This window comes from Rhizobacter sp. P5_A1, assembly GCF_056400745.1.
The window spans coordinates 56,036-71,489 of the sequence record NZ_JBFUKR010000023.1 but is presented as its reverse complement, the minus strand read 5'-3'; the positions used below and the strand labels follow the sequence as shown (position 1 = coordinate 71,489).

General features: G+C 69.5%; 13 protein-coding genes. 9 read left to right on the top strand and 4 right to left on the bottom strand.

The features are described 5' to 3' along the window. Positions 1 to 78: 78 nt before the first annotated feature. Entirely contained in the window at positions 79 to 1,518 is a 1,440-nt protein-coding gene (gene sbcB / locus AC1DTW_RS21500) for an exodeoxyribonuclease I (RefSeq protein WP_477983427.1), read from the bottom strand. Between the two features lie 87 nt (positions 1,519 to 1,605). Here sbcB and serC point away from each other — a divergent pair, with 87 nt between their 5' ends. From serC to AC1DTW_RS21480, 4 genes are all read left to right on the top strand, one after another. Continuing rightward, positions 1,606 to 2,688, top strand: coding sequence for a 3-phosphoserine/phosphohydroxythreonine transaminase (gene serC, locus AC1DTW_RS21495; protein WP_477983426.1), 1,083 nt, complete (start codon positions 1,606 to 1,608; stop codon positions 2,686 to 2,688). Then, positions 2,681 to 3,901 carry a phosphoglycerate dehydrogenase gene (locus tag AC1DTW_RS21490; RefSeq protein WP_477983425.1) on the top strand — a complete coding sequence of 407 codons (1,221 nt, stop codon included), beginning with the start codon at positions 2,681 to 2,683 and terminating at the stop codon, positions 3,899 to 3,901. The genes serC and AC1DTW_RS21490 overlap by 8 nt, the downstream gene beginning before the upstream one ends. A 106-nt stretch (positions 3,902 to 4,007) precedes the next feature. Then, positions 4,008 to 7,733: a response regulator gene (locus AC1DTW_RS21485; RefSeq protein WP_477983424.1), complete on the top strand. Its 3,726-nt coding sequence runs from the start codon at positions 4,008 to 4,010 to the stop codon at positions 7,731 to 7,733. 109 nt (positions 7,734 to 7,842) lie between these two features. Further along, positions 7,843 to 10,719, top strand: coding sequence for an aconitate hydratase (locus AC1DTW_RS21480; protein WP_477983423.1), 2,877 nt, complete (start codon positions 7,843 to 7,845; stop codon positions 10,717 to 10,719). A 38-nt stretch (positions 10,720 to 10,757) separates the two neighbouring features. Here AC1DTW_RS21480 and AC1DTW_RS21475 read toward each other — a convergent pair whose 3' ends face one another. Further along, positions 10,758 to 11,105, bottom strand: coding sequence for an ArsC family reductase (locus tag AC1DTW_RS21475; RefSeq protein WP_477983422.1), 348 nt, complete (start codon positions 11,103 to 11,105; stop codon positions 10,758 to 10,760). Continuing rightward, positions 11,102 to 11,614: a hypothetical protein gene (locus tag AC1DTW_RS21470; protein ID WP_477983421.1), complete on the bottom strand. Its 513-nt coding sequence runs from the start codon at positions 11,612 to 11,614 to the stop codon at positions 11,102 to 11,104. The genes AC1DTW_RS21475 and AC1DTW_RS21470 overlap by 4 nt, the downstream gene beginning before the upstream one ends. Positions 11,615 to 11,700: 86 nt before the next feature. Here AC1DTW_RS21470 and AC1DTW_RS21465 point away from each other — a divergent pair, with 86 nt between their 5' ends. The 3 genes from AC1DTW_RS21465 to AC1DTW_RS21455 are packed head-to-tail and all read left to right on the top strand — an operon-like array spanning position 11,701 to position 13,970. Next, positions 11,701 to 12,663 carry an MBL fold metallo-hydrolase gene (locus AC1DTW_RS21465; RefSeq protein WP_477983420.1) on the top strand — a complete coding sequence of 321 codons (963 nt, stop codon included), beginning with the start codon at positions 11,701 to 11,703 and terminating at the stop codon, positions 12,661 to 12,663. A gap of 21 nt (positions 12,664 to 12,684) precedes the next feature. Next, positions 12,685 to 13,470, top strand: a complete 786-nt coding sequence (locus AC1DTW_RS21460) for an SDR family NAD(P)-dependent oxidoreductase (RefSeq protein ID WP_477983419.1) — start codon at positions 12,685 to 12,687, stop codon at positions 13,468 to 13,470. 11 nt (positions 13,471 to 13,481) lie between these two features. After that, a complete protein-coding gene (locus AC1DTW_RS21455) occupies positions 13,482 to 13,970 on the top strand; it encodes a GFA family protein (protein WP_477983418.1) in 489 nt (162 codons plus the stop codon). On the opposite strand, the gene AC1DTW_RS21450 is transcribed toward AC1DTW_RS21455, so the two are convergent. Continuing rightward, positions 13,971 to 14,450: a MarR family winged helix-turn-helix transcriptional regulator gene (locus AC1DTW_RS21450; RefSeq protein ID WP_477983417.1), complete on the bottom strand. Its 480-nt coding sequence runs from the start codon at positions 14,448 to 14,450 to the stop codon at positions 13,971 to 13,973. 53 nt (positions 14,451 to 14,503) lie between these two features. Here AC1DTW_RS21450 and AC1DTW_RS21445 point away from each other — a divergent pair, with 53 nt between their 5' ends. Next, a complete protein-coding gene (locus AC1DTW_RS21445; protein WP_477983416.1) occupies positions 14,504 to 15,043 on the top strand; it encodes a PaaI family thioesterase in 540 nt (179 codons plus the stop codon). A 16-nt stretch (positions 15,044 to 15,059) separates the two neighbouring features. Beyond that, the gene (gloA, locus tag AC1DTW_RS21440) at positions 15,060 to 15,449 is read left to right on the top strand and encodes a lactoylglutathione lyase (RefSeq protein ID WP_477983415.1); all 390 of its coding nucleotides are present in this window, start codon (positions 15,060 to 15,062) and stop codon (positions 15,447 to 15,449) included. The last annotated feature ends 5 nt before the right edge of the window (positions 15,450 to 15,454 follow it).

The following is a 15,454-nucleotide window of genomic DNA, read 5'->3' as shown; positions in this document are numbered from 1 at the left end:
GAGAACCCTCCGGGCGCGATCGCCCCTGCCTGGCCGCGATTCTGCGCCACGCGCCGGCGCCGCGGCGAGCCGGCAAGTTCAGTCGCGCTCTGGAGCGATTTGCGTCGCGTAGTCGACCAACGCGCCGAGAATCTCCTGGCCGCGCTCGTCGGCATCCTCGCCGATCACGTCGATCTGCTCGAAGAAGGCGGCCAACGTCAGCCCGCCGCCGGCGCCGTCGTGCAGGCGGTGCGCGCAATGCTCGAGCCATTGAGCCTGCTCGGCCTCGTTCAGCGTCTGCGGAAAGTTGCGCGCGCGGTAGCGGAAGAACAGCTCGTCGAGCCGCGCATCGTTGAACGCCGGTCGCTTCGAAGCGAGTTGCGCGCCGGTCAGCGTGCGCAGGCCCTGCAGCGTGCGCCGGTCTTCATTGCCGACGAAGCCGCCATAGAGATCCTCGTCGACATCGGCCGGACCCTCGCGCGCCGGCCGCTCGAAGATCGCCGGCCACATGCCGGCGAGCAGGTTCGCGTTCTGCGCCGCGAGCTCGGCGTGGCGCGTGGCGAGCGCGATGTCCAGGCCCCACTTCGCGGCCATTTCGGGGCTCAGCGTCTTCAGGTTGCCGATCACGATCGGCGACTTGTTGATGTGGATGGTCTTGATCGGCAGCCGCGTCACACCCTCGGGCAGATCGACGCCGCGCGTGAACATGCGCGTGCGGATCGCCTCGACGCCGAGCGTGAACAGCTCGCTCGGGTCTTCGGCCAGGTCCCAGACGATGATCTCGTTCTTGTTCGCCGGGTGCGGCGCGAGCGGCCAGACCGGCGCGATGCAGCCGCGCTCGACGCCGTACATCCCCGAGATGTGCAGGAACGGTTTGCCGACGCCCATCTCGCGCAGCACCTCGTGCTTGCTGCGCAGCCGCAGGCAGAACGCCCACAGGCGCGGCTGGCGCGCCTTGATCAGCTTCGCGAGGGCGATGGTCGCGCGCACGTCCGAGAGCGCGTCGTGCGCGGCCGCGTGCGCGAGGCCGTTCGCCGCGGTCAGGTGCTCGAGCTTGAACGACGGCCGGCCGTCGTCGTGCAAGGGCCAGTCGACGCCCTCGGGCCGCAGCGCCCACGCGCAGCGCACGACGTCGAGCAGGTCCCAGCGGCCGCACTCGTTCTGCCATTCGCGCGCGTACGGGTCGATCAGGCTGCGCCAGAACAGGTGCCGCGTGACCTCGTCGTCGAAGCGGATCGAGTTGTAGCCGACGCCGATCGTGCCCGGCTGCGCGAGCTGCTGTTCGATCGCGGCGGCGAAGGCGTGCTCGGGCACGCCGCGCTCCAGGCACAGCTGCGGCGTGATCCCGGTCAGCAGGCAGGCCTCGGGCTCGGGCAGGTAGTCGGGCGCGGGCTGGCAGTACTGCATCAGCGGCGCGTCGACCTCGTTCAGATCGGCGTCGGTGCGCACGCCGGCGAACTGCGACGGGCGGTCGCGCCGGGGCACGCGGCCGAAGGTCTCGTAGTCGTGCCAGAAGAAGGTCGGGGGCGTCGAGGGCATGCGACGAATCTAACAGGGCCACCCGCCGGGTGGGCTTCGGCTAAGCTTGCGGGCCCCATTCCACCGCCCCGTCGGAGACCCGATTCCATGACCCGTGTATTCAACTTCAGCCCCGGCCCCGCCGCCCTGCCCGAATCCGTGCTGCGTCAGGCGGCCGACGAGATGCTCGACTGGCACGGCTCGGGCATGTCGGTGATGGAGATGAGCCACCGCGGCAAGGAGTTCATCGCGATCCACGCCGAGTGCGAGGCGCTGCTGCGCGAGCTGCTCGCTGTTCCCAAGAACTACAAGGTGCTGTTCATGCAGGGCGGCGCGATCGGCGAGAACGCGATCGTGCCGATGAACATGTTGCGCGGCCACGCCGGCGCCGACTATGTCAACACCGGGGAATGGTCGAAGCGGTCGATCGCCGAGGCGCGCAAGTACGCGAAGATCAACGTCGTCGCGAGCTCCGAGGCCACGCACTTCGACCGCGTGCCGAAGCGCGAGACCTGGCAGCTCGACCCTCACGCCGCCTACGTGCACATCTGCGCGAACGAGACGATCGGCGGCGTCGAATACCACTTCACGCCCGACACCGGCGACGTACCGCTGATCGCCGACGTGTCGTCCAACATCCTGTCGCGCCCGATCGACGTCTCGAAGTACGGCCTGCTCTACGGCGGCGCGCAGAAGAACATCGGCCCGGCCGGCTTGACGATCGTGATCGTGCGCGACGACCTGCTCGGCGGCGCGCTGCCGATCACGCCCTCGGCCTTCAACTACACCGAGCAGGCCGCGAGCGACTCGATGCTGAACACGCCGCCGACCTACGCGATCTACATCGCGGGGCTGGTGTTCCACTGGATCAAGCAGCGCGGCGGCCTCGCCGAGATGGAAGCGCACAACCGCACGAAGGCCGCGCTGCTGTACGACTTTCTCGATTCGACGGCGTTCTACCGCAGCCCGGTCGTGCGCGAAGACCGCTCGCTGATGAACGTGCCGTTCAAGCTGAAGGACGAATCGCTCGACGCCGCGTTCCTGAAGGGCGCCGAAGCGCAGGGCATGCGGCAGCTGAAGGGTCACCGCGCGGTCGGCGGGATGCGCGCGTCGATCTACAACGCGATGCCGATCGAGGGCGTGCAGGCGCTGGTGGCGTACATGAAGGAGTTCGAGGCCCGGCATGGCTGACGCCGGCGGCGGCGCGACGCGTTTCGCGGTGCAGGTGCTGAACCAGATCTCGGCCAACGGCCTGAAGCGCCTGCCCGCCGATCGCTACCACGTCGCCAAGGACCTGGACGCGCCGGACGCGCTGCTGCTGCGCTCGGCCGACCTGCACGCGGCGACGATCCCCGCCAGCGTCGTCGCGATCGCGCGGGCCGGCGCCGGCACCAACAACATCCCGGTCGCGCTGATGAGCGCGCGCGGCGTGCCGGTCTTCAACGCGCCCGGCGCGAACGCCAACGCTGTCAAGGAGCTGGTGCTCGCCGCGATGCTGATGACCGCGCGCAACCTCGCACCGGCGCTGCGTTTCGTCGCCGCACTCGACGCGCATGCCAGCGCGCCGATGGAGCAGGCGGTCGAGGAAGGCAAGAAGGTCTTCGCCGGCTTCGAGCTCGCCGGCCACACGCTGGGCATCGTCGGGCTCGGCAAGGTCGGCTGTCTCGTCGCCGATGCCGCGATCAAGCTCGGCATGGAAGTGCATGGCTTCGACCCGCACATCACGGTCGATGCAGCGTGGAGCCTGCCGGCGCAGGTAAAAAAGGCGGCGAGCGTCGCCGACGTGCTGAAGCACGCCGACTTCGTCAGCCTGCACGTGCCCTTGATCGACGCAACGCGCGACCTCGTCAACGCCGACAACATCGGGCTGCTGCGGCCCGGCGCGGTGCTGCTGAACTTCTCGCGCGAAGGCGTCGTCAACGAGGCGGCGGTGCTGGCCGCACTCGACGCCGCGCCGGCGCTGCGCCGGCTCGCCTGGTACGCGTGCGATTTCCCGAGCGCAGCGGCGCATGCGCATCCGCGGGTGCTCGCGCTGCCGCACCTGGGCGCGTCGACCGCCGAGGCCGAGGAGAACTGCGCGATCATGGTCGTCGACCAGCTGCGCGACTTTCTCGAGCACGGCAACGTCGTCAACGCGGTCAACTTCCCGCCGGTCGCAATGGCGCGCGAATCGGCGCACCGCGTCGCGATCGCGAACGCAAACGTGCCGAACATGCTCGGCCAGATCTCCACCGCGATGGCCGACGCCGGACTGAACATCCACAACATGGTCAACAAGTCGCGCGGCGACATGGCCTACACGCTGGTCGATGTCGACAGCCCGGTCGGCGCCCGCGTGCTCGACGCGATCCGCGCGATCGACGGCGTCTTGTCGGTACGCAGCCTGCCGAATCCGATCGGCTGAAGACCGGCGCCGGGCACGCGCCGTCCCGGGTGCCGCGCATTTCTGTTAGAAATGTGCGTGGCTGTAGCTTGTCGATGCCGACAAGCAACGCGCGCGAGGGAGTCGGGTGGCGAACAACAGCGAGGTCAGATCGACCCTGGGCGTATCCAGCAACCGCTCGCGCGTGGTGTGGATCGTCACGGCCGCGTGGAGCGCCGCCATCTTCGCGATGGCGTTCTGGTGGACGCAGGACCGCCTGCAGGCGCATCGCGAGCAGGCCGCCACGACGGCTGCGGTACGCCTGAACGGCGTCAAGGACACGCTCGCGATCAGCCTGCGCCAGCTCGCCGCGCTGCCGCTCGATCTGTCGCACCGCCGGCAGGTGCCGACCTTCGTCGCCAGCGCGCCGCAGCCGCCCGACAGCGCCTTGGCGGTCGATGTGCAGCACACGCTGGAACGCCTCGGCACCGATTTCGGCCTGCCGCTGGTGATGCTGCTCGACCGCAGCGGCGAGATGATCGCCAGCACCAGCCGCAATCCGGCCCGCGGCGCCCAGATCAGCCTCGCGACGCGCGACTACTACATCGACGCGATGAAGAACGGCACCGGGGTGCAGTTCGTGCTCGGCCGCTCCAGCCGCGTGCCGGGCCTGTACTTCGCGAACCGCATCCTGCAGGACGGCCGGCCGGTGGGCGTCGCCGTCGTCAAGCAGGACACCGACACGCTGAACCGCCTGCTCACCGAGGCCGAGGGCGCGCGCGTGTTCGTCACCGACAACAACGGCGTCGTCGTGCTCGCGAACCACGACGACATGCTGCTCAAGCGCATTCCCGGCCTGCCGCCGCTGGCCGAGGGCGCGTTGCAGGCGACCTACCAGCGCGTGCCCGAGACGCTCGACTGGGAACAGTCGCGCCTCGGCGACAACGCGCGCGGCACGCTCGTGACCCGCGTCGGCGCGATGCGCCATGCGACGCTGTCGTCGCCGCTCGGGGACACGCCGCTGAAGGTCTGGGTGCTCGAGCCGCTCGACGAGGAAGTCCAGATCATGCGCAACGCCTGGATCGGTGGCGCCGCGCTGTGGCTGATCGGCTGCACGCTGATCTGGCTCAGCTGGCGGCGCGTGCAGTCGCTCGACGCGGCGCTGCAGGCGCGTCGCGACATCTTCGAGCTGACCCAGGCGCTGCCGCTGACGGTGTTCCGCTACACCCAGCCGGCCAAGGGCGACGCGCGCTTCGCGTTCATCGGCCGCGGTGTCGAGGAGCTGTTCGGCATGCCGCCCGAAGCGTTCGAGCGCGACCCCGCCCTCCCCTGGCGCATCGCCGGCGGCGGCGATCGGCCGCCGACCCGGCCGCAGGAGTTCCGCATCGAGAACGGCGACACCGCCTGCTGGGTGATGGCCGACAGCACGCCGAAGGTCGAGGCCGACGGCAGCACCACGTACAACGGCTACTGGCTCGACATCACGCTGCGGCGCGAATCGCAGGCGCGCTTCGCGGCGGTGTTCGAGTACGCAGTCACGAGCTACCTGTTCTTCGACCCGCAGCGCGGCGTCACGCACTGCAACCCGGCCACCCTGAGGATGTTCGGGACGAACGATCCGCATGTGCTGCTCGGGCGCATTCCGTGGTTCCCGGGCCTCTCGCCGGAGCTGCAGGCGAACGGCCAGCCCAGCCGCGATCAGGCCCTGGCCAATCTGCGCGAGCACACGCGCACCGGCCAGCGCGTGCGCGCCTTCGAGTGGCGCTTTCGGCGCGTCGATGGCCGGCTCTTCGATGCCGAGGTCTACGTGATCGCGCTCGAATGGGCTGGCACGCCCGAGTTCTGCGCGGTGATCCAGGACGTCACCGACCGCAAGCAGCTGCAGGCCGCGACCGAGCGCGCGCGCGCAGCGGCCGAGGCCGCGAGCCAGACCAAGTCGAGCTTTCTCGCGAACATGTCGCACGAGCTGCGCACGCCGATGAACGCGATCATCGGCATGACCCACCTCGCGCTCGAGGACGGCCTGCCCGACAAGCAGCGCGACTACGTCGAGAAGGCCCATGGTGCGGCGCGCAACCTGCTGCAGATCCTGAACGACATCCTCGACGTCTCGAAGATCGAGGCCGGCCAGCTGGCCCTCGAGCGCATCGATTTCGAGCTCGAATCGGTCGTCGGCGAGATGGCCGACGTGCTCGGGCTGAAGGCCGACGAGAAAGGCCTGGAGCTGCTGTTCAGCGCCGCGCCCAACCTGCCGCGCCGGCTCATCGGCGACCCGACCCGGCTGCGCCAGGTGCTCGTGAACCTGGGCAGCAACGCGATCAAGTTCACCGAGTCCGGCGAGATCACGGTCGGCATGGAGGTGGTTCAGCTGCAGACCGATTCGGTCGAGCTGCACGGCTGGGTGCGCGACACCGGCGTGGGCCTGAGCGCGGACGAGATCGCGCGCCTGTTCCAGCCCTTCGTGCAGGCCGACAGCTCGACGACGCGCCGCTACGGCGGCACGGGCCTGGGCCTCGTGATCAGCCGCCAGCTGGTCGAGCGCATGGGCGGGCGGCTGTGGGTCGAGAGCACACCGGGTGCGGGCTCGACCTTCCATTTCACCGCGCGCTTCGGCCGCAGCGCGCCGCGCGCACCGGCGCGCGCCTGGATGGCCAACGAGCTGCGCGGCCGCCGCGCGCTGCTCGTCGACGACAACACCGCCGCGCTCGACGTCCTCGGCGGCATGCTCGAGACGCTCGGCGTCGTCGTCGACCGCGCCAACAGCGGCGAACAGGCGCTGGCGCTGGTGAACGCCACGCCCCACGCCTACACCTGGTTCCTGATCGACTGGAAGATGCCGGGCATGGATGGCGTCGAGTGTGCGCGCCGCATTCTCGAGGCGCACCCGCAGCTGCAGCCCTGCATCCTGCTCGTGACCGGCTTCGCGCGCGACGACGCGCTGCGCGCCAGTGCCGGCCTGCCGCTGGCCGGCGTGCTGCACAAGCCCGTCACGCCGTCGGGCCTGTACGACTGCCTGGTGCAGGCGCGCCGGCTCGAGCCGAGTGCGCCGATCGCCGCGCAGCGCGTCGCCGCGCCGCTGTCGCAGGCGGTGCGCCAGCGCCTGGCCGGCGCGCGCGTGCTGCTCGCCGAAGACCACCCGCTGAACCAGCAGCTCGCCTGCGAGCTGCTGCGCCGCGCCGGCATCGATGTCGTCGTCGCGAAGGACGGCCGCGAGGCGCTCGACAAGCTCGCCAGCGAGGGCCCGTTCGACGGCGTCCTGATGGATTGCCAGATGCCGGTGATGGACGGCTACAGCGCGACGCGCGAACTGCGCAGCCACCCCGAATGGCAGCGCCTGCCGGTGATCGCGATGACGGCCAGCGCGCTCGCCGAGGACCGCGACCGAGCCCTGGCCAGCGGCATGAACGCGCACATCACAAAGCCGATCCACATCGAGACCATGCTGCGCACGATGGCGCAGTGGATCACCGGGCCGGGAACGCCCGGCGACGCCAGCATCGACGCGGCGGCGCCGAGCCCGCCGGCCGACGCCGAGGCGGCGATCGACAGCGCCGCCGGCCTCGCGTTCTGCATGGGCAACGAAGATCTTTACCACCGGTTGCTCGCAGGCTTTCGCGATGGCGAGGCGAGCTTCGTCGCCGATGTGGTCGCGGCCATCGGCGAGCAACGCTGGGGCGATGCGCTGCGCCGCGCCCACGACATGAAAGGCCTCGCCGGCACGATTGGCGCACGCCGGCTGCACGAAGCGACGCAGGCGCTGCACGCGGCGCTGACGCGGCAGGCCGCCACGCCCGACGGCGCCGAGATCGCCCGGGTCAGGCCGGAACTCGGACGCGTGCTCGGCGCGATCGACCGGATCGTGCCGCGCGCCTGACCGCCCGCCGCAGTGCCGGCCGGCGCGAAGCGACCCGCACCGCACAAGCGTCATCGTCTGCTGACACAATGAGTTTTTCAAAGGTCCGCTGATTCGACGAGGTGCCCGCATGGCCAAGACCAAGAATCCTGCCCGCCCGACCCACGCATTCGCGCAGACGCGCAAGCGCTTCACGACGGCCTCGGGTCGCAGCGGCGAGTTCTACTCGCTGCCGGCGCTCGCGAAGCAATATCCGAACGTGAACCGGCTGCCGGTGTCGATCCGCATCGTGCTCGAATCGGTGCTGCGCAACTGCGATGGCCGCAAGGTCACGGCCGAGCACGTCGCCGAGCTCGCGAACTGGCGGCCGAACGCGCCGCGCACGAACGAGATCCCGTTCGTCGTCGCACGCGTCGTGCTGCAAGACTTCACCGGCGTGCCGCTGCTCGCCGACCTGGCCGCGATGCGCAACGTCGCCGCGGCGATGGGCCAGAACCCGAAGACGATCGAGCCGCTGGTGCCGGTCGATCTGGTCGTCGACCACTCGATCATGGTCGACCACTACGGCAAGAAGAACTCGCTCGACCTGAACATGAAGCTCGAGTTCAAGCGCAACGAGGAGCGCTACCAGTTCATGAAGTGGGGCATGCAGGCCTTCGACACCTTCGGCGTCGTGCCGCCGGGCTTCGGCATCGTGCACCAGGTGAACCTCGAGTACCTGGCGCGCGGCGTGCACAAGACGAAGGACGGCGTGTACTACCCCGACAGCCTCGTCGGCACCGACAGCCACACGACGATGATCAACGGCATCGGTGTCGTCGGCTGGGGCGTCGGCGGCATCGAGGCCGAGGCCGGCATGCTCGGGCAACCGGTGTATTTCCTGACGCCCGACGTGGTCGGCTTCGAGTTCACCGGCCGGCTGCGCGAGGGTGTCACCGCGACCGACCTGGTGCTGACCGTCACCGAGAGGCTGCGCCGCGAGAAGGTCGTCGGCAAGTTCGTCGAGTTCTTCGGCGAGGGCACGAGCCACCTCGCGCTACCCGACCGCGCGACGATCGGCAACATGGCGCCCGAATACGGCGCGACGATGGGCTTCTTCCCGGTCGACGAGAAGACGATCGCGTACTTTCGCGGCACCGGCCGCACGAACGCCGAGATCGAGGCCTTCGAGGCCTACTTCAAGGCGCAGGGGCTGTTCGGCGCGCCGCGCGCCGGCGCGGTCGACTACACCCAGGTCGTGACACTCGACCTCGGCAGCGTCACGCCCAGCCTGGCCGGCCCGAAGCGCCCGCAGGATCGCATCGAGCTCGGCAACGTGAAGTCGCAGTTCACGTCGCTGTTCAGCAAGCCGCCGGCCGAGAACGGCTTCAACCTGCCGGCCGCGCAGCTGCACACGCGCCATGTCGTCAGTGCGCGTGATGTCGACCCCGACGCGGTCACGGCCGCGGTGCCGGCGCCCGCCCCGGGCTCGCCGCGCCAGGTCGTCGAGATGACCGAGAACCGGCCGACGCTCGAGGCCGCGCAGGCCGAAGCCAGCTCGACCCAGCCCAAGGTCGGCGACATCTCGATCGGCAACGGCGACGTGCTGATCGCCGCGATCACCTCGTGCACGAACACCTCGAACCCGAGCGTGCTGCTCGCGGCCGGGCTGCTCGCGAAGAAGGCGGTCGAGGCCGGGCTGAAGGTTGCGCCGCACATCAAGACCTCGCTCGCACCGGGCTCGCGCATCGTCACCGAGTACCTCGAGAAGGCCGGCCTGCTGCCCTACCTCGAGAAGCTCGGCTTCAGCGTCGCCGCGTATGGCTGCACCACCTGCATCGGCAACGCCGGCGATCTGCGCCCCGAGTTCAACGAGGCGATCACGAAGAACGACCTGGTCTGCGCCGCGGTACTCTCGGGCAACCGCAACTTCGAGGCGCGCATCCATCCGAACCTGAAGGCGAACTTCCTCGCGAGCCCGCCGCTCGTCGTCGCGTACGCGATCGCCGGCACGGTGCTGAAGGATCCGATGACCGAACCGCTCGGCAGGGGCAAGGGCGGGCGCGAGATCTACCTCGGCGATGTCTGGCCGAGCAGCGACGAGATCGACGCGCTGATGAAGTACGCGATGAACGGCAAGGCCTTCAAGGCGAACTACGACAAGGTCGCAAAAGAACCGGGTGCGCTGTGGGAGAAGATCAAGGGCGTGAAAGGCCAGGTCTACGACTGGCCGACCTCGACTTACATCGCCAAGCCGCCGTTCTTCGACGGCTTCACGATGGAGCCCGCGCGGCTCGTCGCCGGCGTCACGGGTGCGCGCGCGATGGCGCTGTTCGGCGACTCGATCACGACCGACCACATCTCGCCCGCCGGCTCGATCAAGGAGGCCTCGCCGGCCGGCGCCTGGCTGAAGGCGAACGGCGTGCAGAAGGCCGACTTCAACTCCTACGGTTCGCGCCGCGGCAACCATGACGTGATGATGCGCGGCACCTTTGCCAACGTGCGCATCAAGAACCTGATGATCCCGCCGGGCCCCGATGGTTCACGCGAGGAAGGCGGCGTGACCCTGTTCCAGCCGTCCGGCGAGAAGATGTTCATCTACGACGCGGCGATGAAGTACATCGCCGCCGGCACGCCGACCGTGATTTTCGCCGGCGAGGAGTACGGCACCGGTTCGAGCCGCGACTGGGCCGCGAAGGGCTCGCAGCTGCTCGGCGTCAAGGCCGTGATCGCGCGCAGCTTCGAGCGCATCCATCGCAGCAACCTGGTCGGCATGGGCGTGCTGCCGCTGCAGTTCACCGGCCAGGATTCGTGGCAGTCGCTCGGTATCCGCGGCGACGAGACCTTCGACATCGAACTCGCCGACGAGATCAAGCCGCAGCAGGAAGCTGCGCTGGTGATCACCGACAGCACTGGCAAGACGCGCAAGGTGCCGCTGGTGCTGCGCATCGACACGCCGATCGAAGTCGACTACTACAAGCACGGCGGCATCCTGCCGTTCGTGCTGCGGCAGCTGCTGGCGCGATGATGCCCCCGGCGCCGGCCTGAGCCGCGCCCCCTACCGCTTCAGCGCTGCGCCCAGTCGGCCGCATCGAAGCCGACGGTGATCGTGCCGTCGGCCCACTCGACGACCGGGCGCTTGATCACGCTCGGCTGCGCGAGCATCAGGCGCTCGGCACTCGCGGCATCGAGCACCGACGCGCGCAGTGCGTCGTCGAGCTTGCGCCAGGTCGTGCCCTGGCGGTTCACGAGCCGCTCCCAGCCCGCCGCGCGAACCCACGCGCCGAGCCGGTCCGCCGGCACGCCGGCCTCCTTGAAGTCGTGAAACCGCACATCGCGCGCGTTCGCCTGCAGCCAGGCACGCGCCTTCTTCACCGTGTCGCAGTTCGCGATGCCGTACAGGACGATGCTCATTGACGCGCCCCCTCGCGGCTCGGGCCGTCGCAGGCCGGATCGGTGCCGAGGCTGGCCTCGGTGACCTGTTGCGTCGCGTCGCTGATCGAGACCTGGTACCAGACGCAGTCGCCGCCGTCGAAGCGGTAGTTCCAGACGTGCTGGCGCTCCCGGTACTGCACGCCGAACACCCAGGCCGGGCGGCCGAAGCGCCTGCGCACGTCGCCGGCGGCCATGCCGGGCTCGATCGTTGCGAGGTTCAGTTCGGTCAGCACCTGCTGCGCCGAGACCAGCACGCCGTTCGAGTCGAAATCGAGCATCCAGGTCTGCTTGCCGAACGAGCCTTGCGAAAACTCGAGCCGGGTGCCGCCGCCCGGCAACGCGTACTCGCCGGTCGGCCCGAGGGCCGCGTGGCGCGCGTCGGCAAGCTTCGTTCCGGGCGGCAGGCCGCCGGGCCCGAAGGTCGCGCAGCCGGCGAGCGCGATCGCCAGGGTCATCATCGGCAGCGCCAAGCGCGTCGGGTCCCGCATCGTCGTCTCCAGGTCTGGCACCGAACCCATTCTGACGCGACCGGCGCGCGCAAGTTTCATCGCCGACGCGTCCATAGAATCGGCGCATGACCGCCACCGCCTCCCTGCCCTTCGTGCAATCGATCGCGCACGGCATCCACGTGATCGACACCGGCTTTCACCGCCCGATGTTCGACGCCAGCTTCCTGATCGTCGAGAACGGCCGCGGCGCCTTCGTCGACACCGGCACCAACGACGCGCTGCCGCGCCTGCTCGCGGCGCTCGAGGCGACCGGCGTGCCGCGCAGCGCGGTCGACTACGTGATCGCGACGCACGTGCACCTCGACCACGCCGGCGGCGCCGGGCTGCTGATGCAGCACTTGCCGAACGCGCGGCTCGTCGTGCACCCGCTCGGCGCGGCGCACCTGATCGATCCGGGCCGGCTGATGAACAGCGCGCGCAGCGTCTACGGCGCCGACGAGGTCGCGCGCACCTATGGCGAGGTGATCGGCGTGCCGGCCGCGCGCGTGCTGCGCAGCGCCGACGACATGGTGCTCGACTTTGCCGGCCGCGCGCTGAAGTTCCTCGACACCCCGGGGCACGCGCGCCACCACCATTGCATCTGGGACGAGCGCAGCCGGGGCTTCTTCACCGGCGACACCTTCGGCCTGTCGTACCGCGAGTTCGACACCCCGCAAGGGGCCTGGATCATGCCGACGACCACGCCGGTGCAGTTCGAGCCCGAGGCGCTGCGCCGCTCGATCGAGCGCATGGTCGCGTACCGGCCCGAGTGCCTGTACCTGACGCATTACGGCCGCGTGACCGGCGTACCGCGCCTGGCGCAGCTGCTGCTGACGCAACTCGACGCGATGGTCGCGCTGGCGCTCGCGCTGCCCGACGCTGCGCAGCGCCATCGCGCGCTGATGGAGGGCCTCGGCGCGATCCACCTGCAGAGCCTGCGCGAACAGGGCAGCCTGCTTCCCGACGAGCGCGTGCGCGAGCTGCTGCTGCTCGACAATGAACTGAACGCCCAAGGCATTGCCGTGTGGCTGAATCGCAAGAACCGCTGAATCGCCGAACAGGAAACCATCATGAACCAAGCCGTCCACTTCCACCTCGAGGGCCGGGTCGCGATCGTGACCGGTGCCGCGCAAGGCATCGGCGCCGCGTGCGCCGAACGGCTTGCGCAGGACGGCGCGGCGGTCGCGCTGTGGGATGTCGATGACGCGCGCGGCGAGGCGCTCGCGCGCACGTTGACCGAACGCGGCCAGCGCGCGATCTACCGCCATTGCAACGTCGCCGACAAGCGCGAGGTCGACGCCGCACTCGCCGCGACCGTGCAGGCCTTCGGCCGCGTCGATGCGCTGGTCAACAACGCCGGCATCTTCAAGGCCGCCGACTTCCTCGACATCACCGAATCCGACTGGGACGCGGTGATCGCCGTCAACCTGAAGGGTGCGTTCCTGGTCGGCCAGGCCGTCGCGCGGGCGATGGTCGCGAGCAAGATCCATGGCGCGATCGTCAACATGAGCTCGGTCAACGGCATCATGGCGATCCCGAGCATCGCGAGCTACAACGCCAGCAAGGGCGGCGTGAACCAGCTGACGCGCGTGATGGCGCTCGCGCTCGCCGACCACGGCATCCGTGTCAACGCGGTCGCGCCCGGCACGATCGCGACCGAGCTCGCCAGGAACGCGGTACTCGGCAGCGAGGAGGCGAAGGCACGCATCATGAGCCGCACGCCGATGAAGCGCCTCGGCGAGCCGCGCGAGATTGCCGATGTCTGCGCGTTCCTGATCAGCAGCGCCGCGAGCTACATGACCGGCGAGATCGTCTACATCGACGGCGGACGCATGACGCTGAACTACACGGTTTGAAACAACCCCCTATGAGCGACCCCACACCGCTGCCATCGGTTGAAGGCGGCTGCCTCTGCGGCGCGGTCCGCTACCGCGCAAGCGCGACGCATCGCGAGGGCTACTACTGCCACTGCAGGATGTGCCAGCTGGCGTTCGGCAACACGCGCGCCGCCTTCGTCAACCTGCGCAAGGACGAGGTCGCGTGGACGCGCGGCACGCCGAGCTACTTCGCGTCGTCGTCCTTCGCGCGCCGCGGCTTCTGCGGCCACTGCGGCACGCCGCTGAGCTTCGAGTACCTCGGCTCCGAACGCATGGACCTGTCGGCCGGCAGTCTCGACGAGCCGGCGGCCTTCGCGCCGACCGCGCATTTCTCGGTCGAGACCCGCATCGACGGCTGGCACTGCGACGACGGCCTGCCCGGCCAGCGCCTCGACGAGAACGCGCCGATCATGGCGCGCTGGAAGCAGGCTTACGGCGACCACGTGACGCCCGGCGTCGAGGCCACGCGCCCGCGCTGATCACGGTGGCGTTTCGCTGAGTGCCGCGAGGCACTCGTCGATCAGCGCGTGCAGGCGCGCGACGCGCGCATCGCCGATGCGCGCATTGAACGCCAGCTGCGCACGCTTCCATTCGCGCTGCGCCTCGCTGCGCTTCGCGCGGCCCGCATCGGTCGCGCTGACATAGCGGCTGCGCCCGTCGTCGCCCGGGCCGACGACGACCCAGCCCTGCGTGACCAGCGGCTGCAGGTTGCGCGTCAGGGTCGATGCGTCCATCTCCATCCGGTCGGCCAGATCGCCGGGGTGCACCGGCTCGAGCTGGACGATGTTCGACAGCAGCGAATACTGCGTCGTCTTCAGCCCGGTGCTCGCGACGATGCGGTCGAAGTGCTGGCTGACACGGCGCGACAGCTGGCGCAGCTTCAGGCTGCTGCAGCCACGCGGCGCCGTTTCCGCGTTGACAGCGGCGCGGGCGGGCTTGGCGGAAGCGGTCGGCTGCATGATTCGATGATTGTAGCTACAATCATTTCAACCGCAGAACCGAGGCCGATCCGATGGAACAGAAAGTCGACGCGCAGCACGTGCTCGCCCAGTGGGAGGCCGACGAGGCCGAGCGCCGCAAGACCATGCCGACCAGCGGCGTGCCGCGCCCCGAGCAGGTCGCGGGGCTCAGCGGCATGCAGGTGTTCGAGCGCATGTTCAGCGGCGAACTGCCCTATCCGCCGATCGGCGAGACGCTCGACTTTCTGCCGATCGAGATCGAACCCGGCCGCGCGGTGTTCCAGGGCCGCCCGCTGCTGCGCCACTACAACCCGCTCGGCACGGTGCACGGCGGCTGGATCGCGACGCTGCTCGACTCGTGCGTCGGCTGCGCGGTGCATTCGACGCTGCCGGCCGGCAAGGGCTACACGACGGCCGAGCTGAAAATCAACTACGTGCGCGCGGTCACGACCCGGGTTGCACTGCTGCGCGCGGTCGGCAGCGTGATCCACGTCGGCGGCCGCATGGCGACCGCCGACGGCCGGCTGATCGGTCCGGACGGCAAGCTCTACGCACACGCATCGACCACCTGCTTCATCTTCGACGCCACCTGAACTGGGACTCACCCTCATGCGAATCCTCCACACGATGCTGCGCGTCGGCGACCTGCAGCGTTCGATCGATTTCTACACCCAGGTCATGGGCATGACGCTGCTGCGGCAGTCCGAGAACCCGTCGCAGAACTACTCGCTCGCGTTCGTCGGCTATGGCCGCAACCCCGAGCACGCCGAGCTCGAGCTGACCTACAACCACGGCGTGTCGCAATACGAGCTCGGCAGCGCCTACGGCCACATCGCGATCGGCGTGCCCGATGTCGCGGCGGCCTGCGAAAAGATCCGCCACGGCGGCGGCAACGTGACGCGCGAGCCCGGCCCGGTCAAGGGCGGCACGACCGTGATCGCCTTCATCACCGACCCCGACGGCTACAAGATCGAGCTGATCGAACGCCCCGGCCAATAAGAACC